Genomic DNA, 23,583 nt, shown 5'->3' with positions numbered 1-23,583 from the left:
GCGAACCATGAAATATGGTCTCACCCTTGCGGCTCTCTGCGTCGCAACCTCTGCTGCGGCAGACCCTCTCACCATTTACGCACCGGATTACTTCGCGTCCGAATGGGGCCCGGGCCCCGCGATCAAAGAGGCCTTCGAGGCCGAATGTGGCTGCGAGATCGAATATGTGACGGGCGATTTGCTGCCGCGTATCTTGCTCGAAGGAGAGCGCACCAAGGCGGATGTCGCCATCGGCTTTAATTCCGATGTGACGAAGAAAGCTCGCGAAACGGGTCTGTTTGCGCCGCACGGTCTTGATCTGTCGCCGCTGACGCTGCCGCTCGACTGGACGGACGACACGTTCCTGCCGTTCAACTGGAGCTACACGGCCTTTATCTATGACAACACCAAGATCGAAAACCCGCCGGCGTCTTTCGCCGAGCTGGTGAACTCCGATGAAGACTGGTCTATCGCGATTCAGGACCCGCGCACCTCGATCTCTGGTCTCGCACTCGTTCTCTGGGGCAAAGAAGTGTTCGGCGATGACGCTGAATCCGCATGGGCGAAGCTCGCTCCGAAAGTCACGACCGTGACCAAGGGCTGGTCGGAGGCCTACGGCCTCTTCACCGATGGTGAGGTCGATATGGTCCTTTCCTACACGACCTCGCCTGCCTACCACATCATTGCCGAAGAGGATGAGACGAAGTCCGCAGCCCTCTTTGACGAAGGCCACTACTTCATGGTGGAGCTGGCGGCGAAACTGAAAGGCACGGATCAACCGGAATTGGCGGATCAGTTCATGGCATTCGTTATGTCCCCGACGTTTCAGGAAATCATTCCAACCGCAAACTGGTCTTACCCTGCGGCCCTGCCGCAAGATCAGTGGCCTGCGGCATTTTCCGAGCTGAACTATCCGGAGAAAGCGATCTTCCTCTCTGAAGATGAGGCCGATGCAACGCGTGAGGAGGCCATTTCAGAATGGCGTTCCGCATTCTCGCAATAAGACTTTGGCCCGGGCTCTTGGCGGCGGCGATTGTTGCCGTCCTGAGTCTAGGCACCTTGGGCGCGGTTGCGCTTCGGGCGGAGGGGATGTCCGGTCTCTCCCGCTTTGACTGGATGGCTGTGCGGTTCACGGTCGTGCAGGCCGCGCTCTCGGCGCTTTTGTCGGTGCTCTTCGCGATCCCTGCGGCGCGTGCGCTGGCCCGTCGTGAGTTTTTCGGGCGCGGGCTGCTCATCACATTGCTCGGCGCGCCCTTCATCCTCCCGACCATTGTTGCCATCCTCGGCCTCACTGCCGTGTTCGGCAAAAGCGGGCTGCTCGCAGTTGCGCTCGGTTGGGTCGGGTTGGAACCGATTTCGATCTACGGATTCCACGGCGTCATTCTCGCGCACGTTTTTTTCAATTTGCCACTGGCCACCCGTCTCTTGCTACAGGGCTGGTCCGCCATTCCCGCAGAGCGTTTCCGCCTAGCCTCAGCTTTGGAATTCAGCCCCTCGGCGACCTTCCGACATATCGAACTTCCGATGCTCAAGGAGATCGTGCCGGGGGCGCTTACGGTCATTTTCCTGATATGCACCACGTCCTTTGCTGTGGCGTTGACGTTTGGCGGCGGGCCGAAGGCGACGACTGTTGAACTCGCGATCTATGAGGCGTTTCGGTATGATTTTGATCTCGGGAAAGCGTCTCTCCTTGCTCTGGTCCAAGTGGCGATCTGCGTGATTGCGGCCGCTGGCTCTCTCTTCTTTCGGGTGCCGCAGGTCGGTCACGGGGGGATCGGGCGTCGGGTGCTGCGGTTTGATGGGCACCATGCGCAGAGCCGTGTTCTCGATGGTTTCTGGATCGTGGTTGTGAGCCTCTTTCTTCTGACACCACTTTTGATGATCTTCATCCGCGGTGGTGCGGGGATCTTCTCCTTGCCTGTCTCCGTCTGGGAGGCGGCACTTCGGTCCGTGGTGACGGCGGTGGGATCGGCGGCACTCGCGATCTGTCTGGCCCTCTCCTTGGTACTGTCTGCGCAGCGGTGGAAAGTTCTCGAAGTGATCGGCCTCTCTTCCATTGCTGCCTCACCTTTGGTGATGGGCACGGGACTCTATATCGTGATGTTTGCCGTGACGGACCCTGCGGATTGGGCGCTTTTGGTGACGGCGCTGGTCAACGCGGTCATGTCGCTCCCCTTCATGCTCCGCGCGCTGTCGCCCGCTCTGGCGGCGGCCGAGCGGGACTATGGCCGTTTGTCTGCCTCACTTGGTTTGACTGGCTGGGCCTATGTCCGACTCGTGCTCCTGCCGCGTCTGCGTTTGCCGCTCGGGTTTTCCGGCGGGTTGGCGGCGGCGCTGTCTATGGGCGATCTCGGCGTTATCACCCTGTTCGCGCGTCCGGACGGTGCAACGCTGCCGCTGCAGATTTACCGCCTGATGGGGTCCTACCGAATGGAGCAGGCAATGGGGGCGGCGCTCTTGCTTTTGATGTTAAGCCTCGGGCTTTTCTATATCTTTGACGCGTGGGGGCGACGCCGTGCTTGAACTTCGCAATATCAGACTGACGCAAAAGGAAGCCGGAGCGGACTTTACGCTCTCTGTGTCTGCGGCCGTGCCAAATGGCTCGCGGATCGCCGTGATCGGTCCGTCTGGCGCCGGCAAATCGACCCTGATGTCTCTAATCGGAGGATTTGCGCGGTCCGACGAGGGGCAACTGATTTGGCGTGGGGAAGACCTCACTAATTCGACGCCTGCGAAACGCCCGATCGCGCATCTGTTTCAGGATCATAATCTCTTCGCTCATATGACTGCCGCTCAGAACGTCGGTCTCGGTATCCGTCCGAACCTGCGCCTGTCGTCGGAGGAAACTGCGCGGGTGTGTGAGGCGCTCGCGGCTGTTGGTCTCAAAGGCTTTGAGCGGCGCAAACCGGCTGAACTCTCGGGCGGACAGCAAAGTCGCGTGGCCCTTGCGCGGGTTCTGGTGCAGGAAAAGCCGCTCGTGTTGCTTGATGAGCCATTCTCCGCGCTCGGGCCTGCGATGCGGCGGGAGATGATCGCGCTAGCCAAAGATGTGGGGACGCGGCTCGGGGCGACGATGCTCATGGTCACGCACGACATTGCGGATGTTGAGGCGTTCGCGGATCAGGTCATTTGGATTGAGGATGGGCGCTGTGATCCGCCAAGGGATTGGAGCGAGATCAAAGCCAACCCGCCGAGCGGTCTCTCCGCCTATATCGGAACATAAAAAAAGCGCCCCGAGGGGCGCTTTTCTATTTGGAGCAGACCAGCCTTAGAGCGTGGTCTTTTTACCTTTGTGCGGTGCCCAGAGCTTCTTGTTGGTGAGGTACAGAAGCGAGGTGAGGAGCACGAGGAAAGTCACGGCAAGGAAGCCGGCTTTCTGGCGTGCCATCATTTTCGGCTCTGCAGTCCACATCAGGAAGGCTGCGAGATCTTCTGCTTCGTGGTGCAGCTCGGCAGAGTGACCATCAGCAAATTCAACGTCATCGCCATAGAGCGGCGGTGCCATTGCGATCCAACCACCCGGGAACGCGGTGTTCTCGTAGTAGGTGGTGCCTGCTTCGACTTTTTCCTCGCCGGTGTAACCGGTCAGGATGCCGACGATGTACTCGGGTCCACCAATGCCCTTGAAGAACTGGTTGATGCCGAGACCGGCCGGACCGTGGAAGCCAGCGCGCGCCTTCGCCATCAGGGACAGGTCAGGTGCGTTTTGCGAGTTGTTTGCCGGGAAGTGGTCGTTCTCGGTCAGAGTCCGTGCAGCGCCCTCATCGTAGTCGAAGAGGTGCATGTTGGAGGCTTCGTCGTTCACCGGGAACTGGGACGCGTAGGCGCGCACCTGATCTTCCGGAAGCTGCGGGCCACCTTCGTCTGCGAGCGTGCGGATCGGCACGAACTTCAGGCCGTGACAAGCAGAACACACTTCGGTGTAGATCTGCAGGCCGCGTTGAAGCTGCATCTGATCAAAGGTGCCGAACGGACCTTCGAAGGAGAAGTCCACGTCGTGGAGCTTGTGACCCGATTCACCTGCAGCCATAGCCGCGCCAGCGGAGAGGCTCAGAGCAGCGAGTGCGGAGAGGGTAAGTTTCTTAATCATAGTCCCTGTTTCCTTTCTCACTCTGCCGCGCCCGGGTAGTGGGACGCGAAGTCTTCTTCGATCGTCGCCGGCAGTTGGGCCGGTTTCTCGATCACACCCAGAAGCGGGAGGATCACGAAGAAGTAAGCGAACCAGTAGGTTGCGCCGATCAGCGAGATATACGGGTAGATGCCATCGGTCGGCATTGCGCCAACCCACATCAAGACGAGGAAGTCGAGCGCGAGCAGTGCAAACCACCATTTGAACATCGGGCGGTATTTGCCGGAACGAACAGAGGAGGTGTCGAGCCACGGCACGAGCGCCATCGCGATGATTGCACCGAACATTGCGAGCACACCGAAGAACTTCGCGTCGATGATGCCACCGGTCAGGAAGGACACGGCTTGCACGGCCCAAACGTCAGCGGTGAACGCACGCAGGATCGCGTAGAACGGCAGGAAGTACCATTCCGGAACGATGTGTGCAGGTGTCGCGAGCGGGTTTGCTTCGATGTAGTTGTCCGGGTGGCCGAGGTAGTTCGGCATGAAGCCAACAACCGCGAAGAAGACAACAAGAACAACGCCGAGAGCAAAGAGGTCTTTGATCACGAAGTACGGCCAGAACGGCAGGGTGTCTTTTTCAGCTTCGGCTTTGGACGTCTTGCGCACGTCGATGCCTGCCGGGTTGTTGTTGCCGGTGTGGTGGAACGCCCAGATGTGGACGATCACGAGACCAGCAATCACGAACGGCAGGAGATAGTGCAGCGAGAAGAAGCGGTTCAGCGTGGCGTTGTCCACAGCCGGTCCGCCGAGCAGCCAAGTTTGGAGCGGTTCGCCGATGAACGGGATCGCGCCGAAGAGACCGGTGATCACGGTTGCACCCCAGAAGGACATCTGACCCCAAGGCAGAACGTAGCCCATGAAGCCGGTTGCCATCATCAGGAGGTAGATGATCATACCGATGATCCACGTGATTTCGCGCGGGGCTTTGTAGGAGCCGTAGTAGAGACCGCGGAAGATGTGGAGATACACAGCGAAGAAGAAGAGCGACGCGCCGTTGGCGTGTAGGTAGCGCAGCATGTGGCCACCGTTCACGTCGCGCATGATGTGCTCGACGGAAGCGAATGCCAGATCAACGTGCGGCGTGTAGTGCATCACCAGAACGATACCGGTGACGATCTGAAGCCCGAGGCAGAATGCAAGGACAATGCCCCAGATCCACATCCAGTTCAGGTTTTTCGGGGTCGGGATCATCAGCGTGTCGTAGATCAGGCCGATGACCGGAAGACGGGAGTTCACCGCTTTGGTGAGACCGGTCTTCGGTTCATAATGGTCGTGTGGAATACCAGACATCAGTTTCTCCCTCAGCCCAGAACGATTTCGGTGTCGCCGTCAAAGGCTGCAACCGGAATATCGAGGTTACGCGGAGCCGGTCCTTTGCGGATACGGCCTGCGGTGTCGTAGTGCGAACCGTGGCAGGGGCAGAACCAGCCGCCAAACTCGCCAGCGCCATCGCCGAGCGGCACACAGCCGAGGTGGGTACACACACCCATCATCACCAGCCATTCGCCTGCTTCGTCGAGCGTCCGGTTTTCATCGGTTGCCGCAGAGCCAGCCGCGATGTTCGCGTTTTCTGCATCTTGGTCCACGAGATCGGACAGCGGAACTGCGCGGCCTGCGTCGATTTCTTCCTGCGTGCGGCGACGGATGAACACCGGCTTGCCGCGCCATTTGACGGTCAGCTGGGTGCCCGTCTCGACGCCGCTGACATCAACGCGGATCGAGCTGAGCGCCTGAACGTCAGCAGAGGGGTTCATCTGATTGACCAGAGGCCATACAGCGGCACCTGCGGCTACTGCACCTGCGCCACCAGTGGCGTAGTACAGGAAATCGCGGCGGGTGCCTTCGTGTTCGTCTACGTGGGACACGAGCAAATCTCCATTCTCTCAAGCCGGACTCCCCGGCCAATGCTTGAGAGGCCACGGTTTACCCGTAGCCCTTCGCAGGCGCTTTTAACGAGGTGAGGCGTGTGCGTCTAGCATTCAATCCAATGTGAAGTGGCGCGATCTGTCGCAATGTGACCCAATGGGGACGTTTGTGATCGCTAACGAGTGATTCTGAGTGGGAATCAGGGGAAAGTCACAGGAATCATTTGTGCATTCCATTTCTCGTACTTGGTCATAATCGCCGCAAATCGGGGCGAGTCGAGAAATCTGTCGAGCCAACCGATCACGCCCGGCCAGTCCTGCGCGTTGAACCAGTCGCGATCCACCATCGCGTATTGCCGCACGAAAGTGATCGTCGCCAAATCCGCGAGAGACGGCTTTTCCCCGAAGAGCCACGGGGTCTGCCGCAGCTGCGGATCAACCTGTCGCAAAATGGATGCGGCGACTTCGCGTTCGGCCGTCGCGTCGGCATCTTCATACCGCGTGTCGTATTTGTAGCGGTCGAGTGCGGTCTTGAACGGGCCTTCGATAGCCGCAATCCAGTCCTCGCCCTCGGCTGGCATATCCAAAAGGCACTCTGGATCGTTCTGTGCAAGCGCCCAATCCATGATGTCGCGGCTTTCGTCGATCACCTGATCGCTGACAATCAGCACGGGTACCGTTCCTTTGGGAGAAGCGGCCAGCATCTCGGCGGGCTTGTCGCGCAACACGATCTCACGCAGTTCGACTTCAATCCCGGCGGACGCAATCGCGAGACGCGCACGCATCGCATAGGGGCAACGGCGGAAGGAGTAGAGAATGGGGGTCATGCGATCAGTTGCGTGCCGTCGATTCCAGTGATCGTGGCGCGGACGAGGGCACCTTCGATCTGCGGAGTGGCGAAGGATACTTCGGTGAACTGCTCTGTGCGGCCCATGTGCGGGTTTTCCATCAGGATATGATGGGTGCGCCCAACCTGTGCCTGAAGGTGTTTCCGAACTTGTTCGTCGCCAATGGCACGGAGACGCGCGGCGCGCTCCTTGATCACGGGGCCTTTCACCTGATTGGGAATCTTGGCGGCAGGCGTGCCCTCGCGTTTCGAATACGGGAAGACATGAAGCCACGTCAGGTCGCATTCGGTCACGAGTTTGAGCGAGTTTTCGAAATGCGCTTCGGTTTCCGTCGGGAAGCCCGCGATAATGTCGGCGCCGAATGTCATGTCCGGACGCAGTTTCCGGGCCTCCTCACAGAACGCAATGGCATCGTCACGTAGGTGACGGCGTGCCATGCGCTTGAGGATGAGGTCGTCGCCATGCTGCAAGGACAGGTGAAGATGCGGCATCAGGCGTGGTTCGGTCGCAATCGCCTGCATCAGCATCTCGTCGGCCTCAATCGAATCAATCGACGAAATCCGTAGCCGCGGCAGATCGGGAACGAGTTTGAGGATTCGCATAACCAAATCGCCGAGGCGCGGTGTAGCTGGCAGATCGGCTCCCCAAGAGGTCAGATCCACACCCGTCAGCACGACTTCGTTAAAGCCCTTGTCGACGAGGCGTTTGATCTGATCCACGACGACGCCGGCGGGCACGGAGCGCGAATTTCCGCGGCCATAGGGGATAATGCAGAAGGTGCAGCGGTGGTCGCACCCGTTTTGAACCTGCACATAGGCGCGGCTGCGCGTGCCGAAACCGTCGATCAGGTGACCGGCCGTTTCGGTGACGGACATAATGTCATCGACCTGAACCCGCTCTGTGTCCCCGATGAAATTCGGCCCCATGGCGTTCCAGGTTTCCGGCTGCATCTTCTCCGAGTTGCCGATCACAAGATCGACCTCGCCCATGGTGGCGAAGGTCTCTGGCTCCGTTTGCGCAGCACAGCCTGTGACAATGATTTTAGCCTCGGGATTGTCGCGCCGAAGCTTGCGGATCTCCTGCCGCGCTTTGCGAACGGCCTCGGCCGTCACAGCACAGGTGTTCACGACAACGGCGTTTTCGACCCCGGCTTTCGCGGCGAGATCTTTCATCGCCTCGGTTTCATAGGCGTTGAGGCGACAGCCGAGCGTCGCAAAGACAGGAGGTTTAGCAGACATTAGACGCGCTCCAGAAAGGACGCGTCGAACTCTGCTTGGAATACGATCTGGGTCGGTCCGGTCATCCAGACGCCATCATCGCGCCAGTCGAGCTGGAGCCAGCCGCCATCAACTTCCATACGGACGGACTTTTCCGTTAGCCCACGTAGGTTCGCGGCAACAGCCGTCGCGCAGGCGCCGGAGCCACAGGCGAGCGTGATTCCCGTTCCGCGCTCCCAGACACGCATGCGAATCTCGTTACGGTTTCGGACTTCGGCAAATTCGACATTTGTGCGCTTCGGGAAAAGCGGGTCGTATTCGACCTTACGGCCCCATCCCGCGACGTCCGTCTCATTCACGTTGTCGACGAAGAAGACTGCATGTGGGTTGCCGATGCCGACGCCCACAGGCTCACCCTCAAGCGGCAGAAATTCTGTGTCGACCGGATGGGAGAGCGGAATCTCGTCCCACATGAGTTGCGGATGCCCCATGTTCACCGAGACCTCATCTCCCACGTCGCGGGCAATCAGAATGCCGCGTTCGGTTCGGATGGTGATCTCATTTTTCCCCAATTCGTCGAGCATCAATCGACCGACGCAGCGAGTCGCATTGCCACAAGCCCCAGCGCGGGATCCATCGGAGTTCCAGAAATCCAGATCAATGTCCGCCACGTCAGATGTGCGAATCTCTGCGAGCTGATCAAACCCAACGCCGCGATGGCGGTCGCCGATCGCCTGCGCCAGTTCGGGCGTCACAATTGCGTCGCGTCCCCGTGAATCAAAAATCACGAAGTCATTGCCCAGTCCGTGCATCTTTAGAAACGGCAGGCGCGTGGTGTCATTCTCTTTTTGCATGGCGCGCATATAACCCCTGTCGAAACCTTTTCCAAGAAAATCTCAGTTTTGCGCTTGACGGTCCCGACCAGCATCAGTAAACCCCGCCGCACAGTCGCAAGACAGTGAGAAAGTGGGCCGTTAGCTCAGTTGGTAGAGCAACTGACTTTTAATCAGTGGGTCGCAGGTTCGAATCCTGCACGGCTCACCACTTCTCCCCTTAATGGGAAAACAAAGTAGCACGCCTCGGGCGTGCCTTTTTTGTTTTTGGTGGATTGGATTGGCCGCTGCACTCCGCTTTTGAAGTCATGCTGGCGATTCTCGGCTCGCGATCTTGTTAATGTCCTCACAGGTTTTCCCCTTTCATGAAGTGCTTTCTCGAATCTAGGCTGGAATCAGTCTGGATGGGGAGGAATAGATGCGGGTGTTGTTTGTGGGCGCAGCCCTTTGGATCGCGAGCATCTTTCCTTCGATGGCGCAAGAATCTGCGCCGATTGGATTTTCCACAAAGCTAACCTGCGAGGGTGCCGCAGCACGGGTCGGATTCGGGTCTGATGCTCTGCTTCTGTCGTTGGATGGAGAGACGCACGAATTGGGGGCTGTCGCATCCGCATCTGGCGCGCGGTATCAATCCGAAAGCGGGGAAGCCTCTGTATGGTTCAAAGGGGAACACGCGCGTTTCACTTATCAAGATCTGGTGTTTGAGAATTGTACAGTCGAGAAGAGTGACTCGGATTGGGTTGCCCGTGGAAATGAGCCGGGCTGGATGATCACCGCTAATGCCGCCACATTCGACGCATCGCTGTCCTATGGTGAGGTGAGTCTCTCTGCCCTGCGTGTCGAAGCGCAGGTGAGTGACGGCGCGCTCGTTTATGATCTTGCCGACGCAGGAATTCGCCTCGCCGTGCGTCCTGACCTTTGTCGTGATGACATGTCGGGCCGCCCCTATCCGGAAACTGTCGAGATGACCTTTGATGGTCAGACATATCGGGGATGTTCGGGCGAGACCTTGTCCCTTTTGACTGGTTCGACTTGGCACATACAGAGCCTGTCGGGGGCTGACGTCGTAGACGGGAGCGTATTGGACATCGCCATCACAAGTTTCGGGCGCCTGTCAGGTGCCGCCGGATGCAACCGATACACCGGAGAATTTGAGTTGACGGGGGAGGGGATGAACATTGGTCCGCTCGCGTCGACGCGGATGATGTGCTCTGAGGCGCTCATGGTGCAGGAGACTCGGTTTCTGACCCTGCTCTCATCCGTCTACCGGTTCGACTTTGGCGACGCCGGTGAGCTCATTCTCTATGGCGCAGGGGAAGAGTCCATCACAGCGGTCAGATAGCAAAAACGCCGCCCCAATCGGGACGGCGTTTCGATTCTCTCGCATCGGTTCGCTGCCTTATTCCGGCAGGATGCGAACCCCGCCTTTGTCTGCGGAAGACGCAAACATTGCATAGGCCTTGAGCGCAGTAGACACAGCGCGCGGACGCGGTGCCGCCGGTTTCCACGGCAGCGGGCCTTTCGCCTCACGGCGGGCCGCCAGAGTGGCGTCATCGACATTGAGGTTGATCGTCCGGTTCGGGATGTCGATCTCGACGATGTCGCCATCTTCCACGAGGCCGATCAGACCGCCCTCAGCAGCTTCAGGAGACACGTGGCCGATCGAAAGGCCGGAGGTGCCACCAGAGAAGCGGCCATCGGTCAGGAGCGCGCATTTTTTGCCGAGACCTTTGGATTTGAGGTAGGAGGTCGGGTAGAGCATCTCTTGCATCCCCGGACCACCCTGCGGGCCTTCGTAGCGTATGATGACGACCTCACCGGCTTCCACCTTGCGCGTCAGAATGCCTTCGACAGCGTCGTCCTGAGATTCGAACACATGCGCTTTGCCCGAGAAAGTGAGGTTGCTCTCGTCCACGCCTGCCGTTTTCACGATGCAGCCGCGCTCCGCGATGTTGCCAAAGAGCACAGCGAGACCGCCGTCTTTCGAGAATGCGTGTTCAACAGAGCGAATCACGCCGCCCTTACGGTCGGTGTCGAGCTCTTTGTAGCGGTTCTGGGTCGAGAACGCTTGCGTCGTGCGAACGCCACCCGGGGCAGCCTTGAACAGCTGTTCTGCTTCGGGGTTGTTCGCGACCGTGATGTCCCACTTGGCAATCGCTGCGCCCATGGTGTCGCTGTGAACGGTGCGAACGTCGCCGTGGAGCAAGCCGCCGCGATGCATCTCACCCAGAATGGAGAAGATACCGCCCGCGCGGTGCACGTCTTCCATGTGCACGTTATGGATGTTCGGCGCCACTTTGCAGAGGCAAGGCACTTTGCGCGATAGACGGTCGATGTCGGTCATGGTGAAGTCGACTTCGCCCTCGTGCGCAATGGCGAGCAGGTGAAGAACAGTGTTCGTCGAACCACCCATAGCGATGTCGAGCGACATGGCGTTCTCGAACGCCTCAAACGTCGCGATGTCGCGCGGCAGGTAGCCTGGAAGCTCCTCTTCGTAGTGCTTCTTGGTGATCTCGACGATCTTGCGACCGGCCTCGAGGAAGAGGTTCTTTCGGTCTGCGTGGGTCGCAAGAGTAGACCCGTTGCCCGGAAGAGCGAGACCCAGCGCCTCAGCGAGACAGTTCATGGAGTTCGCGGTGAACATGCCGGAGCAGGAGCCACAGGTCGGGCAGGCGTTCTGCTCGAACGCATCGACTTCTTCGTCGGTGTATTGATCATCAGCGGCGGCAACCATCGCGTCCACGAGGTCCACAGCGCGTTCCAAATCCCCGATCTGAACCTTGCCAGCTTCCATCGGGCCGCCGGAGACGAAGATCACGGGGATGTTCAGGCGCATGGCGGCCATCATCATGCCCGGGGTGATCTTGTCGCAGTTGGAGATACAGACCATGGCGTCGGCGCAGTGTGCGTTCACCATATACTCAACCGAGTCGGCGATCACTTCACGCGACGGCAGGGAATAGAGCATCCCGTCGTGGCCCATGGCGATGCCGTCATCCACAGCAATGGTGTTGAATTCTTTCGCAACGCCGCCCGCTTTCTCAATCTCGCGGGCGACCATCTGACCGAGGTCTTTCAGGTGTACGTGACCGGGAACGAACTGTGTGAATGAGTTGACCACGGCAATGATCGGCTTGCCAAAGTCGCTGTCGGTCATTCCGGTGGCGCGCCAAAGGCCGCGTGCGCCGGCCATATTGCGGCCATGGGTGGAGCGGCGGGATCTGTAATGGGGCATGGTGTTGGCTCTCAAACTACTACATTGCGGACCCGCGCAAAGCGCGGGGTTGTAGCTCCATAAGAGGTTTGCGACGACATTTCCAGTCAGGAAGCCGTGTGCAGAGATGAATAAAGTTGCGAGAGGTCGCGCGCTTTAGATCAGTTTCTTCTTGCGCTTGAGGGTCTCGCCGAACTCCAGAGACGGTTCGAGGGTAATCACCTCACCCGCTGCTTCATCACCTTCTTCGACACGTTTCGCGATGATCTCCGCCGCTGCGCGACCGATTTCGACGCGACAAGCGTCCATCGTCGCCAGTTTGCGCGGCAGACCGTCAAGGAATTCGATACCGTTGAACCCTGCGAGACCGACCTCACCCGGAACGTCAATGCCATTGTCGAGGCAATACATCAAACCACCAGCGCCGATCATATCGTTGGAGTAGTATAGGAAATCGAGCGGATCTTCCGCGTTCCGTGTCAGGATGGCTTCGGTCATCTCGCGGCCCTTCTTGAGTGCAGAGCCGCCGGAATAGAATTCGCTGTCTGCCACTTCGAGACCCGCTTTGGCGAGGGTCTCGGTGAACCCTTCGAAGCGTTTGCGGGCGCGGTGGTCGAGCGGCATCTTCGTTCCGAGGAAGCCGATGCGTTTGTACCCCGCGTCAATGATCGCCTGAGCCATTTTGCGACCCGCACGGCGATGAGAGATGCCGACAGCAGAATCAATCGGCTCGCCATCCGTATCCATGATCTCGACAATCGGAATGCCTGCCGCGCCCATCATGGCTTTCGCAGCTTCGGTATGTTCCAGCCCTGCAATGATGACACCGGACGGACGCCAGGACAGCATTTGGTAGAGAACCGCTTCTTCGCGCTCCGGTTTGTAGTTCGTCACGCCGACAACCGGTTGAAGTTCCGTGTCTTCCAAAACATCGGAAATGCCGGTCATAACCTCCGGAAACACCATGTTCGACATGGATGGGATGATGACAGCGACGAGGTTAACGCGTGAAGAGGCGAGGGCGCCTGCAATCTTGTTCGGGACGTATCCGAGTTCGCGGGCGGCTTCGAGAACCTTTTTGCGGGTCGCTTCAGAGACATCGCCACGGTTCCTCAAAACCCGGCTTACGGTCATTTCCGATACACCGGAGGCCTCTGAAACGTCACGGAGGGTTAGCGGCCTTTTCGACGGTGTCTTCCCGGAACCTTGCGACATATGTTCTCCCTCCTCAATTCTCTCTCAATATAGCCTTCACTTTACATTATAAAACGCCCTTGTCTATCTGTGGCAAGTGATATATGTTATCGCTAACAATTTTATTTCGCATCTGCACTGTCCAATTGAGACGCGAGAAGAATTGCGAAAAGATCTCAGCCACCCGACGAGACCACGCGTCAAGGCAGGTGTGCTGACCTGCGGGAGGCGATGTGGGCCAATTCACGCCTCCCGCGTTCTTTTTCTTCCGAACCTTATGATGATGACCAGGCTAGAGCCTCTGGCCTGCGCTCTTGTGCTCAATCACCCTATATGGCTAAAGACTGTCTCGCGTGGCCCCGTGGCTCAACTGGATAGAGCAGCCCCCTCCTAAGGGGCAGGTTGCAGGTTCGAATCCTGCCGGGGTCACCAATCTCCGTGAGGGACTCAGTCGCATTCAGTCCATCCGGATGACATCCGGCGGACAGGCGAGCATGTAGCCTTTCCGTGCAATGTTTTTCACGAGAAGTTCGCTCACCATCTGATTCCCGAGCGCATCGCGAAGACGTTTGATCCGTGTTGCGCCAGACGCTTCGTCACAGTCGGCGGCCAGCTTGCCAGAGATCATCGCTTCGATTTCGGCGCCCGAGAGCGTTTCCTCGTCCATACGTGCCTCTGCGAGAACGGAGAGGGTTTCAATGGCCGCTGGCGTCAGCTGGAACGCCATATTGTTCAGGTAAACGGCGTTCTCGGCGCGGGAAATCATAAGGGACGTGATTTCGATCCCACGTTTTTCAACTTCTGCCAGACGCCGGTTCGCGGCAATGACGGTGAACAGAAAGACGAGCGCCGTGACGAGCACGGCGATGGAAAACAGCACCAGAACGAAGATCACCATCAGGTAGCTGTTCAGTGTCTCTGAAAAGGCCGTCCCAGATTGCGCGAGAATCTCAAGCGCGGCGATCTCGGTGCTCGAAGTCAGGTCGCTCTCGACAAAGAGCTGCTCAACGCGTTCGTTAAACTTGTTTGCGTCCGGCAAGTTGCGGAAAAGAAAACCGGCGGACACGAGCAGAATCACGACGAGCGAAATCAGGCCCCAAACAATCCGGCGTCGGATTTTGCGGCTGTCAGTATCTGAGGAAATAGTCGCCAGCATCCGCCTTCACCTCGTCGAGTTTTTCCTCAGGGATCATGTCGACGATCGACAGGAGAATCCAGCCGTCTGTCGCGAGTCTCGGTTTGAGGGCGTCACGCGCAACAGCTTTGGTGCACTTGGTGTCATCAATCTCTGCCACCCCGAAATGGAGTTTGAGTGGTGAATCCTGCTTCGCTTTGTAGCTCGCATAACAGGACGCGTCGGCAAGGCCAGGGGCGAGTGCCAAAACTGCGAGGAGGGGGAGAGTCAGATGTGTTTTCATGAGCGGATCATTGGCCCGAGACCCGATGTTATTCAATATCAAAGCGGTGCTCGCATGCTGCTATCCGATGACATCCCCCTGTTATTGCGCGATTTTCGAATTTTGCCGCATCAACGTCCCATCAGCTTTGCGCCCGTCAGGGGCAACAGGGAAAGGACGACCGATGAGATTTACAAAGTTTACCGCAGGACTCGTGGCGCTCTCCATTGCAACCGCAGGAGTCGCCGTGACGCCTGCACATGCCGGAGATGAAGAGGTGGCTTGGGCGCTTGGCGGTCTTCTGGCGCTTCTTGTGATCAGCGAGGCGCTAGATGATGACAAGCCGAAGCCCGTTGAGACAACGAAGGACAATAAGTTTTCGCGTCCTGTCCTGAACCCGCCACATTACGGTGAAAAAATCGTGCCCGCCTACTGCGTGGAAAAGGTCCGCTATCAGGGTGAGACCAAAGAGATGGCGACGCAAGACTGTCTTGTTCGCACGGTAAAAGTGAAAGACCTGCCGAGCAAATGCGACGAGCCGGTCAGAACCCGAAGCGGTGGTGTCACGACGGCCTACGATCTGAAGTGCTTGGAAAAGAATGGCTTCAAGGTTCGTGAAGGCCTCGCCCGTTTTCAAAGATAATCCATTCATAATCGAGCAGAAGCGCGGCGGATGTCCCCATGTGTCGCGTCACCTGGCGGGTGGGCTCATGCGTCCCACCCGCCTTTTTTCTTGCGCCACGGCCTGCGGTGGGGTTCACAGGGCTATGGCAAAAACTGTTCCTGATTTTTCATTCGAAGAGGCGGCGGCGCGTCGCGGGTATACGCGGATTGTTGGTGTCGACGAGGTCGGGCGTGGACCGCTTGCTGGTCCTGTCGTGGCGGCTGCTGTCTGGCTCGATCCGGATCACATCCCTGAGGGTCTCAACGATTCGAAGGCCCTCACGGCAAAGCGCCGCGAACGGCTCTATGACGAAATCATGGAAACAGCCGACGTGTCGATTGCATCATGCTCTGTCGAAGAAATTGACGAGATCAACATCCTGCAGGCCTCTCTCCGAGCGATGGAGCGTGCGGTTGCGGGTCTTAAGTCCACCGCTGACTATGTTTTAGTCGACGGAAACAAGATTCCCGCCGCCTTCGGCCTAGATGCCGAAGCCATCGTGAAAGGCGATGCGCGGTCGTTGTCGATCTCGGCGGCGTCGATCATCGCGAAAACATGGCGCGATCGCCTGATGGTGGATTTAGCGCAACAGTATCCCGGCTACGGATGGGAAAAAAACGCGGGTTACGGAACGAAGGTGCATCTGGAGGGACTCCAGAAAATTGGTGTCACCCCACACCATAGACGTTCGTTCAAACCGATACACAATATATTGTATCAAGACAAAAGCATAAGCGACTGATTCGAAAAAGAAATTGACTGGGAATCAGCAATGACTCATCTTTAGGGCCATAAATGACGTCAAAAATGACGCGTTAAAATGACGTCCCACAAGGGGCGCGCTATGAGGCAGAAGATGAAAAAGAAAACCGGCTCGGGCGCGGTAACGCTCCCGCTCAACCAAATTTTGGCTGGCGATTGCATTGAGCAGATGAATTCTCTCCCCGAAGAGAGCGTTGACCTGATTTTCGCGGATCCCCCCTACAACCTGCAACTTCGCGGCGACCTGCACCGTCCCGACAACTCCAAAGTGGATGCGGTCGACGACGCGTGGGACCAGTTCGATAGTTTCAAGGTCTATGACAACTTCACCCACGAGTGGCTCAAAGCCGCACGCCGCATTCTCAAACCGAATGGCGCGATCTGGGTGATCGGTTCCTATCACAACGTCTTCCGCCTCGGCGCGGAGCTGCAGAACCAGGGCTTCTGGATTCTCAACGACGTCGTTTGGCGCAAATCGAACCCGATGCCGAACTTCCGTGGCAAGCGTCTGACGAATGCCCACGAGACCCTGATCTGGGCGTCCAAGAACGAAGCGGCGAAATACACCTTCAACTACGAGGCGCTCAAAGCGCTCAACGAAGGTATTCAAATGCGCTCCGATTGGGTGCTCCCGATCTGTAACGGCGGCGAGCGTCTCAAAGACGAGAACGGTGAGAAAGCACACCCGACGCAAAAGCCCGAGGCCCTGCTGCATCGTCTCCTTATTGGCACGACCAACCCCGGCGACGTTGTGCTCGACCCGTTCTTCGGCACCGGCACCACGGGGGCTGTTGCCAAAATGCTTGGCCGTGAATTCATCGGCATCGAGCGTGAAGAGAAATATCGCAAGGTGGCCGAGGCCCGCATCGCGTCTGTCCGCAAGTTCGACAAAGAGGCGCTTCGTGTCTCTACCTCCAAACGTGCAGAGCCGCGTGTGCCGTTCGGCCAGCTGGTTGAGCGAGGTCTTTTGCAGCCGGGTGATGAGCTCGTCTCCATGAACGGCCGCCGTAAGGCGAAGGTGCGTGCAGACGGAACGCTGGTCTCCAACGACGTCAAAGGGTCGATCCACCAAGTCGGCGCCCACCTCGAAGGTGCGCCGTCTTGCAACGGCTGGACCTACTGGACCTTCAAGCGCGACGGGCAAAACGTGCCGATCGACGTGCTGCGTCAACAAATTCGTGCGGAAATGCAGTAATCCCCCCGGACCAATTATAAATTACCGCCTGGTGCCTGCGGCCTGACTTCGCGGCACGACCTTACGCCCCGCTGTGTCATCAGCGGGGCCTTTTTTGTCAGAGCGGCGGCAGGGGATTGGTCCCGTTCTTGTAGGGCGCCCAATCCTCGAAGGTGGAGAGATCAGGGTAATGCAGCTTTCGCCATGCCTTGACCTTCGGATTCATGATCCGGCGCCAGACAGGGGGAACCATCGCGGCGACGCCCATGAGGGTGTAGCCATAAGGAAGCTGCGGAGCCTCGGCCTCGTCATAGTTCTGGAGCAGGGGGAAGCGGCGATCCGGTTTGTAATGGTGATCCGAATGCCGCTGGAGATTGATGAGCAACCAGTTCGTCGCCATATGCGCGGCGTTCCAGCTATGGTGCGGTTTGACGTGCTCATACTTGCCATCGCCGAGATGTCGGCGCGTGAGGCCGTAGTGTTCGACATAGTTGGTGAGTTCGAGTTGCCAAATCGCGACGATGGCCTGCCATGCAAAGAGGGCGAGCCCGGCAGCACCCCCGAGCAAGGTTGCCAGCAGAAGCATCAGAATCTGAAGCGTCCAATACCGGAAATGCGGATTGCGCGGGTGCCAAGCGGAAAGGCCGCGCCGAGAGAGCATCGCTTTCTCAGCCTCCCATGCGGATTTCGGGCATTCCCTGAGAACGCGCCAGAAGTAGCGGTGAAATCCCTCATTATGGTGAAATCCCTCATTATAGAGAGCGGTGACGGCATCGCGCCGCGTGCCGACGTGTTTGTGGTGAACGAGGAGGTGCTCCGTCCGGAAGTGGGAATAGAGAACGGAGGCCAAAAGGAGATCACCAAGCCAGCGTTCGAGATTGTTGCGCTGATGGAGCAACTCGTGCGCGTAGACCATCCCAGTCGTGCCGGAGGAGACCCCGACACCGAAGAAGAGGACGATGATCTCAAGCGCGGACAAGTGGTCAGTATGGGTCACGAAATAGATCAGGCCGAATGCGTTCACGAACTGGACCGGAAACCAGATGATCGTGACCGCGCGATACCAGAAGAGCTCGCTTTCCGGCGTGTTCGGGTCGGCGTTCTCGGAGTTAAGGCCCAGAATGCCGTCGAGGATGCCGAACATATACCACGCATAGAGCGGGACAATGATCACGCTCCAACCGCCCCAAAGCGCACCGACCCAGATCAATGGGATGACTGTCAGCGACAGCCAGAACGGCAGTGCGTTGCGAATACGGATTTCGGCCATGTTCATCGGCGGGATGTCCCTCTGAGATGCCTACGGCCTACTTGTCGGACGACTTGTCTACGAGGTCAAATGCCTTTCGCATCACTGTCGGCAGATCCGAGGCGCGAAAGCTGTTTGCCCCTCTGAGCGTGAAGTCCTCTTTCCGGACCGTGACCCCCTCGGCCATGTGGACCGTCAGAATGAGATGGAAGTGGGTGAATGTGTGTTTGACCTCCCCGAGCGCCTGCCAGTTCGCGTCATAAGGAGCGACCACTTCGTGTTCCTCCTGCCACTCGGTTCCCGGCCACCCGAGCATCCCGCCCAGCAGGCCCTTTTCCGGGCGTGTCTCAAGAATCCATTCACCGGCAGTGGTGCGGCCAATAAAAGCGTGTCCGTAGCGGGTTGGCTTTGCCTTCTTCGGCATTTTTAGCGGGAATCGAGACGCATCTCCGGCCTCAAACGCGGCGCAGGAGGCGTTGAGCGGGCACAAAGAACAGGCCGGATTGCGTGGGGCGCAAATGGTCGCGCCCAAATCCATCATTGCCTGCGCATAATCTCCAGGACGCTTCTCGGGCGTGAGCGTCTCCGCGAGGCTCGTCAATTCTGGCTTCGCCGCGGGCAGGGGTGTTTCGACGCGAAAGAGCCGTGAGACAACCCGCTCAACGTTCCCGTCAACGACAGTTTCCGGAAGGTCATAAGCAATTGAGGAAATAGCAGCCGATGTATAGGGGCCGATTCCCGGAAGAGAGAGCAGCTCAGCGCGGGTATTCGGGAATTCGCCGCCATATTGCCTCTGAACTGCCCGCGCACATTTGAGCAGATTGCGTGCACGTGCGTAATACCCAAGCCCTGCCCACTCGCCCAAGACGACCTCATCTTCGGCAGACGCAAGATCGCTGACCGTCGGCCAGAGCTGAGTGAAGCGTTCAAAGTAGGATTTGACCGCTGCGACAGTCGTTTGTTGCAACATGATTTCGGATAGCCAGACCCGATAGGGATCGGGGGCGATACCGGCACTGCGGTCCGACGGTGAAACCCGCCACGGCAACTCCCGCGCGTGGACGTCATACCAAGCCAGAAGTGCAGGCGCGATTTTCGTTAAAGCGTCATTCTGTTTCAACTCGTCACGCAATGTTTAGACCTCGTCATCCGCTTTGCTCTGGCGCCTTGTTTCAAGCCCTCTAAAATAGCGGTCAGATGTAAATAAACCAGTCGCGAATTCATGGCCGAGACTCACTCAGGAACGAAAAGACGCAAACGCGGGTTCGAAAGAACCGCGAGCCTCTTGCAGTCGCGTATCCGCGAGGCCTCGGAAACCCGCGGCTTCTCTGAATCGCGGCTCCTCACCCACTGGGAAGAGATCGTCGGCGAACAAACCGCAGCCATGGCGCGCCCCGTGAAGGTGTCCTACGCCAAAGGCGGCTTCGGGGCCTCCTTGACCGTTTTGACGACGGGGGCCTTCGCGCCCATGTTGCAGGCCGAGCTGCCGAAAATCACTGAACGGGTGAACGCCGTCTATGGCTACAACGCGATCAGCCGCATCCATATTACCCAGACCGCTCCGACCGGATTTTCCGAAGGGCGGGCTCAGTTCACACACGCCAAACCGGAACAATCGGTTTCGGTCACACCAGAAACCCGCGCCGTTGCACACGATCTCGCCGAAGGGGTCGAAAATGATGCGCTGCGCGCCGCTCTTGAGAAATTCGCCGGAACCTTCCTCAGCCGGCAAAGACTTAACCAAAAGGACGAACAATGAATCGACGCAACTTCCTGACGACGACCGCCATGGCCATGATCGGCGCCGGTCTGATGATCGACCCGCGCTCTGGCGGCTTTGTGAGTGCAGCGAATGCACAAGACGCGACCGACGCGCCGGTTGTGGCCGATATTGTGCTTGGTGATCCGGATGCTCCGATCGAACTTATCGAATATGCGTCCTACACCTGCCCACACTGCGCAAACTTCCACGGTGCCGTTTTCGAACCGCTGAAAGCCGACTACATCGACACCGGTAAGGTGAAGTTTGTTTACCGCGAGGTTTACTTCGACAAATTCGGTCTTTGGGCTGCTATGGTTGCCCGTTGCGGCGGCGACATGCGCTACTTCGGTATCCAGAAGATTCTTTACGAAGAGCAGCGCGACTGGATCGGCACCGGCAAAGACACGATGGCGATCGTCGAAAACCTCCGCACGATTGGTAAGCGCGCGGGCCTCACCGACGAGAACTTGGACGAGTGCCTGAACGACGGCGCGATGGCTGAGGCCATGTATCAGAAGTTCACTGAAGAGATGGAAGAGTATGGCGTCGACGCGACCCCGACGTTGATCATCGACGGCGTAAAGCACTCCAACATGAGCTACGCTGATCTCAAAGAAATTCTGGACGCAAAACTCTAAAAATTTGACCCTAATCTAGCCCAAGTTGGCTGAGATGATGGTCGATCGGTGACCAGTCCTCGACGGACAAACGCACCGGCAGAGTAATGACATGAGTCCGAAAGGCGCGGGGCAATCGCACCGCGTCTTTTTCTGTGGTCACCATCTGCGCACTGAGGGCGAGGGCCTCGACCTCAAGGCGTTTCATGAGTGGGGTCGAGAGCGGTTGGTGATCTTTGAGCGCTTCGGCCCTCAACAGTGTGACGCCAAGCTCGCGGAGCGTCTGGAAGAACTTTTCCGGATGCCCGATCCCGGCAAAGGCGAGAGCCTCCATTCCGTCCCAATCGATGCCGGTCTGCAGCGGTTCGAGGGCGGCCTTCACCCTCGGAATAGACACTAATCCAGCCCAATTGGTCTCAAAGCGCTCTTGTGCTTCGGGAGACCCGATCGAGATCAATACATCCCCTCTTTTGAGGCCCGTGGTGACAGATTCTCTCAGTGGGCCACCCGGCAGAACGCGCCCGTTGCCAAAGCCGCGATGCGCATCCACGACCACGAGTGTCAGGTCCTTTTGAACCGAAGGGTTCTGCATGCCGTCGTCAAGGATGACGACGTCCGCCCCGTTTTTCTCCGCCTCTTTGACACCTTCATCGCGGGCCTTCGCAACCCAGACGGGCGTGAATGCGGCCATCAGGAGAGGTTCGTCGCCGACTTCCTCGGCTGAATGGGTGCGCTCATCAACGCGAACCGGGCCTTCGAGCGAGCCACCGTAACCGCGAGACACGACATGTGGGTTTTTGCCTCGTGCAATGAGATACTGCACGAGCGCGATGGTCGTCGGGGTCTTGCCAGTCCCACCGGCGTTGATATTGCCAACGCAGATCACGGGGACGCTCGCTTTATACCCGTCCTGTTTTAGGCGTCGGGCCGTGGCGCTCGCGTAGAGTTTGGATAACGGAGCCAAGAGGTGGGCCTGCCACCCTGGTGCGTCCGCGGGATTTGACCAGAATATCGGTTGTTTCATGCGCGGTTCCTGTCACTCAGATCGAGCATATCGTGCGCCAATGCGACGACGCGTTCTGTCACTTCTGCCCCGCTCGAGGTCACTTCCCAAGCTGCGTTGGCCATGAGCGCGGCATGATCGGGCGCGAGCAGGCGATCGACCTCTTCGGCGAGCTGTGTTCCGTTTCCTACCTGACAGGTCGCGCCACCATGCGCCAATCGTGCATAGAAATTCGAAAAATTGTCGACGTGAGGTCCGTGTAGAATTGCCGATCCCATTGCAGCGGCGGCAGACGGGTTTGTCCCGCCCAGATGGGCGAGTGACTTCCCGAGAAAGCTCGTAGAGGCGATCCTGTGCCACAGCGCATCCGCGTCCCCGAGGTCGTCATCCCCCGGCAGAAGCACAACCTGCGCTGCCTCGTGAATTGAAGGGGCTTCCAAGAGATCGATTGCAACCAGACCCGCGGCGCTTAGTTGGTCATGAAGCGCTTTGCGCATGCCTGTTTCGGCGAGGGAAATGGCGAGCAAAAGACGGTGCGCGCGGCGCAGGGCGCGTTTGTGGGCGTAGATCACATCCCGCATTTCGTTTGCCGCGATCTGTGCCGCAAACCAGACCGGTCGTGTGCCGATCTGTGTTAGCCGGTACTCTAACTCGTCGTCATCAAGAACAGGCGCGATGCCGCTTTCTTCGATATATCCGAGAAAATCGACCTGATCTTTTGCAAGGCCCGCGCGTCGCCAGAGCGGCAATGTCTCCCCTTTGGCTGTCACGGCCCTGTCGAAACACCGCATCGTCGCGGCCAAGAGGCCGGGAATTCGATGTGGCGCGAAGAGATCTGTTGAGGTGTCCGGGGCCTCGATCGAGAGGGTCGGGATTTTTCGTTCCTTCGCGCGCCGTAGCAGCGCGGGCCGATAGCCGCCGCCGATCCAAATAAGCGCATCCGGATCCCAGTGTGTTAAAAAACGCTGCACACTTTGGCGTGTGTCCTCTGGGACGGGGAGAATCTGACAGACATGAGGATGAAGCGCCGCAGGTGGCTCTGCGCTCGGACAAATAGTCACGATTCCGGCTAAATCCGGTCTTTCGTCACGGATATGGGCGAAAAGCTCGAATGCGGATCGCGCGGCGTGTGTCGTTTCCGCATGAATCCAGAGCAGTTCCCCTGAAGGTCGCTCCGGGAGATTAACGGCAAGCCGAGCGTCGCGATCCCGTTGCGAGATTTGGCCACTTTCGACAAGAAAGTCGAGGTGGCTAACGCGACGGTGTTCCGAGCGCTCGACGAGGCCCGCATAGAGAATAAATGGAAGCGTGGGCGTCACGCACCGAATTCTTCGGTTTTGGAGCCGACTTGCTCTTCGTCACGCAAGCGATGCAGGTGCGCGATGAAGTAACGCATATGCGCGTTGTCTACAGTCCGCTGGGCCTCTGCCTTCCACGCGTTGTGTGCGGTCTCGTAGTTGGGAAAAATTCCGACGATGTGGATGTCATCGACGTTGCGAAAGATCGTTTTGGACGGATCGATGAGTTCGCCACCGAAAACGAGATGCAGTCTTTGTGCCATGAAAGCTCTCCCAAGTTTCTGGGCGCACCCTAGACCAATCCTGAGGAGGGTCAAGCAGGCCGCAAGCCCTGCCTAAATCTTGGGCGGGAAATTACATCTCCCGCGAAATATTG

The 23,583-nt window shown here is 58.3% G+C and carries 24 protein-coding genes and 2 tRNA genes; 11 read left to right on the top strand and 15 right to left on the bottom strand.

The window, feature by feature from the left end:
* The first annotated feature begins 7 nt into the window (after window positions 1-7).
* From thiB to LA304_RS00500, 3 genes are read left to right on the top strand one after another with little or no spacing between them, the layout of a single operon-like run.
* Window positions 8-982: a thiamine ABC transporter substrate binding subunit gene (gene thiB, locus LA304_RS00510; RefSeq protein WP_224501159.1), complete on the top strand. Its 975-nt coding sequence runs from the start codon at window positions 8-10 to the stop codon at window positions 980-982.
* Entirely contained in the window at window positions 958-2,502 is a 1,545-nt protein-coding gene (locus tag LA304_RS00505) for a thiamine/thiamine pyrophosphate ABC transporter permease ThiP (protein ID WP_224501158.1), read from the top strand. The genes thiB and LA304_RS00505 overlap by 25 nt, the downstream gene beginning before the upstream one ends.
* On the top strand, window positions 2,495-3,202 hold the full coding sequence (locus LA304_RS00500; RefSeq protein WP_224501157.1) for a thiamine ABC transporter ATP-binding protein: 708 nt from the start codon (window positions 2,495-2,497) through the stop codon (window positions 3,200-3,202). Before LA304_RS00505 ends, LA304_RS00500 begins: the two co-directional genes overlap by 8 nt.
* A gap of 45 nt (window positions 3,203-3,247) precedes the next feature.
* On the opposite strand, the gene LA304_RS00495 is transcribed toward LA304_RS00500, so the two are convergent.
* The 6 genes from LA304_RS00495 to dapF form a co-directional block, all read right to left on the bottom strand.
* Window positions 3,248-4,069 (bottom strand): cytochrome c1, encoded by an 822-nt coding sequence (locus tag LA304_RS00495; RefSeq protein ID WP_224501156.1) that lies wholly within the window; start codon window positions 4,067-4,069, stop codon window positions 3,248-3,250.
* Window positions 4,070-4,086: 17 nt separating this feature from the next.
* Window positions 4,087-5,400 carry a cytochrome b gene (gene petB, locus LA304_RS00490; RefSeq protein ID WP_224501155.1) on the bottom strand — a complete coding sequence of 438 codons (1,314 nt, stop codon included), beginning with the start codon at window positions 5,398-5,400 and terminating at the stop codon, window positions 4,087-4,089.
* 11 nt (window positions 5,401-5,411) lie between these two features.
* Window positions 5,412-5,975 carry a ubiquinol-cytochrome c reductase iron-sulfur subunit gene (petA, locus tag LA304_RS00485; RefSeq protein ID WP_224501154.1) on the bottom strand — a complete coding sequence of 188 codons (564 nt, stop codon included), beginning with the start codon at window positions 5,973-5,975 and terminating at the stop codon, window positions 5,412-5,414.
* Window positions 5,976-6,175: 200 nt separating this feature from the next.
* Window positions 6,176-6,802 carry a glutathione S-transferase gene (locus LA304_RS00480; protein WP_224501153.1) on the bottom strand — a complete coding sequence of 209 codons (627 nt, stop codon included), beginning with the start codon at window positions 6,800-6,802 and terminating at the stop codon, window positions 6,176-6,178.
* Window positions 6,799-8,061 (bottom strand): tRNA (N(6)-L-threonylcarbamoyladenosine(37)-C(2))-methylthiotransferase MtaB, encoded by a 1,263-nt coding sequence (mtaB, locus tag LA304_RS00475; protein ID WP_224501152.1) that lies wholly within the window; start codon window positions 8,059-8,061, stop codon window positions 6,799-6,801. The genes LA304_RS00480 and mtaB overlap by 4 nt, the downstream gene beginning before the upstream one ends.
* The gene (gene dapF, locus LA304_RS00470; RefSeq protein WP_224501151.1) at window positions 8,061-8,894 is read right to left on the bottom strand and encodes a diaminopimelate epimerase; all 834 of its coding nucleotides are present in this window, start codon (window positions 8,892-8,894) and stop codon (window positions 8,061-8,063) included. Before dapF ends, mtaB begins: the two co-directional genes overlap by 1 nt.
* A 114-nt stretch (window positions 8,895-9,008) precedes the next feature.
* Between dapF and LA304_RS00465 the strand changes: the two genes are divergently transcribed.
* Together LA304_RS00465 and LA304_RS00460 are read left to right on the top strand one after the other, a co-directional pair.
* Window positions 9,009-9,084, top strand: a tRNA-Lys gene (locus LA304_RS00465).
* A gap of 207 nt (window positions 9,085-9,291) precedes the next feature.
* Window positions 9,292-10,215: an META domain-containing protein gene (locus LA304_RS00460; RefSeq protein WP_224501150.1), complete on the top strand. Its 924-nt coding sequence runs from the start codon at window positions 9,292-9,294 to the stop codon at window positions 10,213-10,215.
* Window positions 10,216-10,272: 57 nt separating this feature from the next.
* On the opposite strand, the gene ilvD is transcribed toward LA304_RS00460, so the two are convergent.
* Both ilvD and LA304_RS00450 read right to left on the bottom strand, forming a co-directional pair.
* On the bottom strand, window positions 10,273-12,108 hold the full coding sequence (gene ilvD / locus LA304_RS00455; RefSeq protein WP_224501149.1) for a dihydroxy-acid dehydratase: 1,836 nt from the start codon (window positions 12,106-12,108) through the stop codon (window positions 10,273-10,275).
* A 135-nt stretch (window positions 12,109-12,243) separates the two neighbouring features.
* Window positions 12,244-13,302, bottom strand: a complete 1,059-nt coding sequence (locus LA304_RS00450; protein WP_224501148.1) for a LacI family DNA-binding transcriptional regulator — start codon at window positions 13,300-13,302, stop codon at window positions 12,244-12,246.
* A 334-nt stretch (window positions 13,303-13,636) separates the two neighbouring features.
* On the opposite strand from LA304_RS00450, the gene LA304_RS00445 reads away from it, so the two are divergent.
* A tRNA-Arg gene (locus LA304_RS00445) sits at window positions 13,637-13,713 on the top strand.
* A 25-nt stretch (window positions 13,714-13,738) separates the two neighbouring features.
* Here the strand turns inward: LA304_RS00445 and LA304_RS00440 are convergent.
* Entirely contained in the window at window positions 13,739-14,437 is a 699-nt protein-coding gene (locus LA304_RS00440; protein ID WP_224501147.1) for a winged helix-turn-helix domain-containing protein, read from the bottom strand.
* On the bottom strand, window positions 14,409-14,699 hold the full coding sequence (locus LA304_RS00435; protein WP_224501146.1) for a hypothetical protein: 291 nt from the start codon (window positions 14,697-14,699) through the stop codon (window positions 14,409-14,411). The genes LA304_RS00440 and LA304_RS00435 overlap by 29 nt, the downstream gene beginning before the upstream one ends.
* Window positions 14,700-14,862: 163 nt before the next feature.
* Between LA304_RS00435 and LA304_RS00430 the strand changes: the two genes are divergently transcribed.
* The 3 genes from LA304_RS00430 to LA304_RS00420 all read left to right on the top strand — a co-directional run bounded on the left by LA304_RS00430 (window position 14,863) and on the right by LA304_RS00420 (window position 17,299).
* A complete protein-coding gene (locus tag LA304_RS00430; protein WP_224501145.1) occupies window positions 14,863-15,321 on the top strand; it encodes a hypothetical protein in 459 nt (152 codons plus the stop codon).
* 124 nt (window positions 15,322-15,445) lie between these two features.
* The gene (locus LA304_RS00425; RefSeq protein ID WP_224501368.1) at window positions 15,446-16,084 is read left to right on the top strand and encodes a ribonuclease HII; all 639 of its coding nucleotides are present in this window, start codon (window positions 15,446-15,448) and stop codon (window positions 16,082-16,084) included.
* Window positions 16,085-16,198: 114 nt separating this feature from the next.
* Window positions 16,199-17,299, top strand: a complete 1,101-nt coding sequence (locus LA304_RS00420) for a site-specific DNA-methyltransferase (protein ID WP_224501144.1) — start codon at window positions 16,199-16,201, stop codon at window positions 17,297-17,299.
* 97 nt (window positions 17,300-17,396) lie between these two features.
* Here LA304_RS00420 and LA304_RS00415 read toward each other — a convergent pair whose 3' ends face one another.
* Together LA304_RS00415 and mutY are read right to left on the bottom strand one after the other, a co-directional pair.
* The gene (locus LA304_RS00415) at window positions 17,397-18,554 is read right to left on the bottom strand and encodes an alkane 1-monooxygenase (RefSeq protein ID WP_224501143.1); all 1,158 of its coding nucleotides are present in this window, start codon (window positions 18,552-18,554) and stop codon (window positions 17,397-17,399) included.
* A gap of 31 nt (window positions 18,555-18,585) precedes the next feature.
* Window positions 18,586-19,659: an A/G-specific adenine glycosylase gene (gene mutY / locus LA304_RS00410; RefSeq protein WP_224501142.1), complete on the bottom strand. Its 1,074-nt coding sequence runs from the start codon at window positions 19,657-19,659 to the stop codon at window positions 18,586-18,588.
* A gap of 90 nt (window positions 19,660-19,749) precedes the next feature.
* On the opposite strand from mutY, the gene LA304_RS00405 reads away from it, so the two are divergent.
* Window positions 19,750-20,286, top strand: a complete 537-nt coding sequence (locus LA304_RS00405) for a DUF721 domain-containing protein (RefSeq protein ID WP_224501141.1) — start codon at window positions 19,750-19,752, stop codon at window positions 20,284-20,286.
* Window positions 20,283-20,927 carry a DsbA family protein gene (locus LA304_RS00400; protein ID WP_224501140.1) on the top strand — a complete coding sequence of 215 codons (645 nt, stop codon included), beginning with the start codon at window positions 20,283-20,285 and terminating at the stop codon, window positions 20,925-20,927. Before LA304_RS00405 ends, LA304_RS00400 begins: the two co-directional genes overlap by 4 nt.
* A 10-nt stretch (window positions 20,928-20,937) precedes the next feature.
* Here the strand turns inward: LA304_RS00400 and lpxK are convergent, their stop codons facing one another.
* The 3 genes from lpxK to LA304_RS00385 are packed head-to-tail and all read right to left on the bottom strand — an operon-like array spanning window position 20,938 to window position 23,470.
* Entirely contained in the window at window positions 20,938-21,930 is a 993-nt protein-coding gene (gene lpxK / locus LA304_RS00395) for a tetraacyldisaccharide 4'-kinase (RefSeq protein WP_224501139.1), read from the bottom strand.
* Complete coding sequence (locus LA304_RS00390) at window positions 21,927-23,228, bottom strand: 3-deoxy-D-manno-octulosonic acid transferase (RefSeq protein ID WP_224501138.1); 1,302 nt, start codon at window positions 23,226-23,228, stop codon at window positions 21,927-21,929. The genes lpxK and LA304_RS00390 overlap by 4 nt, the downstream gene beginning before the upstream one ends.
* Window positions 23,225-23,470, bottom strand: coding sequence for a DUF4170 domain-containing protein (locus LA304_RS00385; RefSeq protein ID WP_224501137.1), 246 nt, complete (start codon window positions 23,468-23,470; stop codon window positions 23,225-23,227). Before LA304_RS00385 ends, LA304_RS00390 begins: the two co-directional genes overlap by 4 nt.
* Between the last annotated feature and the right edge of the window lie 113 nt (window positions 23,471-23,583).

It is taken from the genome of Celeribacter litoreus (assembly GCF_020165855.1).
Taxonomy (GTDB): Bacteria; Pseudomonadota; Alphaproteobacteria; order Rhodobacterales; family Rhodobacteraceae; genus Celeribacter; species Celeribacter litoreus.
The sequence above is the reverse complement of the archived record's forward strand: the minus strand, read 5'-3'. Positions and strand labels throughout refer to the sequence as shown.

Excerpts from the sequence above, each read along its gene's own strand:
- thiB (WP_224501159.1), top strand. The coding sequence starts at position 8 with ATGAAATATGGTCTCACCCTTGCGGCTCTCTGCGTCGCAACCTCTGCT.
- LA304_RS00505 (WP_224501158.1), top strand. The coding sequence starts at position 958 with ATGGCGTTCCGCATTCTCGCAATAAGACTTTGGCCCGGGCTCTTGGCG.
- LA304_RS00495 (WP_224501156.1), bottom strand. The coding sequence starts at position 4,069 with ATGATTAAGAAACTTACCCTCTCCGCACTCGCTGCTCTGAGCCTCTCC.
- petB (WP_224501155.1), bottom strand. The coding sequence starts at position 5,400 with ATGTCTGGTATTCCACACGACCATTATGAACCGAAGACCGGTCTCACC.
- LA304_RS00480 (WP_224501153.1), bottom strand. The coding sequence starts at position 6,802 with ATGACCCCCATTCTCTACTCCTTCCGCCGTTGCCCCTATGCGATGCGT.
- mtaB (WP_224501152.1), bottom strand. The coding sequence starts at position 8,061 with ATGTCTGCTAAACCTCCTGTCTTTGCGACGCTCGGCTGTCGCCTCAAC.
- dapF (WP_224501151.1), bottom strand. The coding sequence starts at position 8,894 with ATGCAAAAAGAGAATGACACCACGCGCCTGCCGTTTCTAAAGATGCAC.
- LA304_RS00460 (WP_224501150.1), top strand. The coding sequence starts at position 9,292 with ATGCGGGTGTTGTTTGTGGGCGCAGCCCTTTGGATCGCGAGCATCTTT.
- ilvD (WP_224501149.1), bottom strand. The coding sequence starts at position 12,108 with ATGCCCCATTACAGATCCCGCCGCTCCACCCATGGCCGCAATATGGCC.
- LA304_RS00450 (WP_224501148.1), bottom strand. The coding sequence starts at position 13,302 with ATGTCGCAAGGTTCCGGGAAGACACCGTCGAAAAGGCCGCTAACCCTC.
- LA304_RS00440 (WP_224501147.1), bottom strand. The coding sequence starts at position 14,437 with ATGCTGGCGACTATTTCCTCAGATACTGACAGCCGCAAAATCCGACGC.
- LA304_RS00435 (WP_224501146.1), bottom strand. The coding sequence starts at position 14,699 with ATGAAAACACATCTGACTCTCCCCCTCCTCGCAGTTTTGGCACTCGCC.
- LA304_RS00430 (WP_224501145.1), top strand. The coding sequence starts at position 14,863 with ATGAGATTTACAAAGTTTACCGCAGGACTCGTGGCGCTCTCCATTGCA.
- LA304_RS00425 (WP_224501368.1), top strand. The coding sequence starts at position 15,446 with ATGGCAAAAACTGTTCCTGATTTTTCATTCGAAGAGGCGGCGGCGCGT.
- LA304_RS00420 (WP_224501144.1), top strand. The coding sequence starts at position 16,199 with ATGAAAAAGAAAACCGGCTCGGGCGCGGTAACGCTCCCGCTCAACCAA.
- LA304_RS00415 (WP_224501143.1), bottom strand. The coding sequence starts at position 18,554 with ATGAACATGGCCGAAATCCGTATTCGCAACGCACTGCCGTTCTGGCTG.
- LA304_RS00405 (WP_224501141.1), top strand. The coding sequence starts at position 19,750 with ATGGCCGAGACTCACTCAGGAACGAAAAGACGCAAACGCGGGTTCGAA.
- LA304_RS00400 (WP_224501140.1), top strand. The coding sequence starts at position 20,283 with ATGAATCGACGCAACTTCCTGACGACGACCGCCATGGCCATGATCGGC.
- lpxK (WP_224501139.1), bottom strand. The coding sequence starts at position 21,930 with ATGAAACAACCGATATTCTGGTCAAATCCCGCGGACGCACCAGGGTGG.
- LA304_RS00385 (WP_224501137.1), bottom strand. The coding sequence starts at position 23,470 with ATGGCACAAAGACTGCATCTCGTTTTCGGTGGCGAACTCATCGATCCG.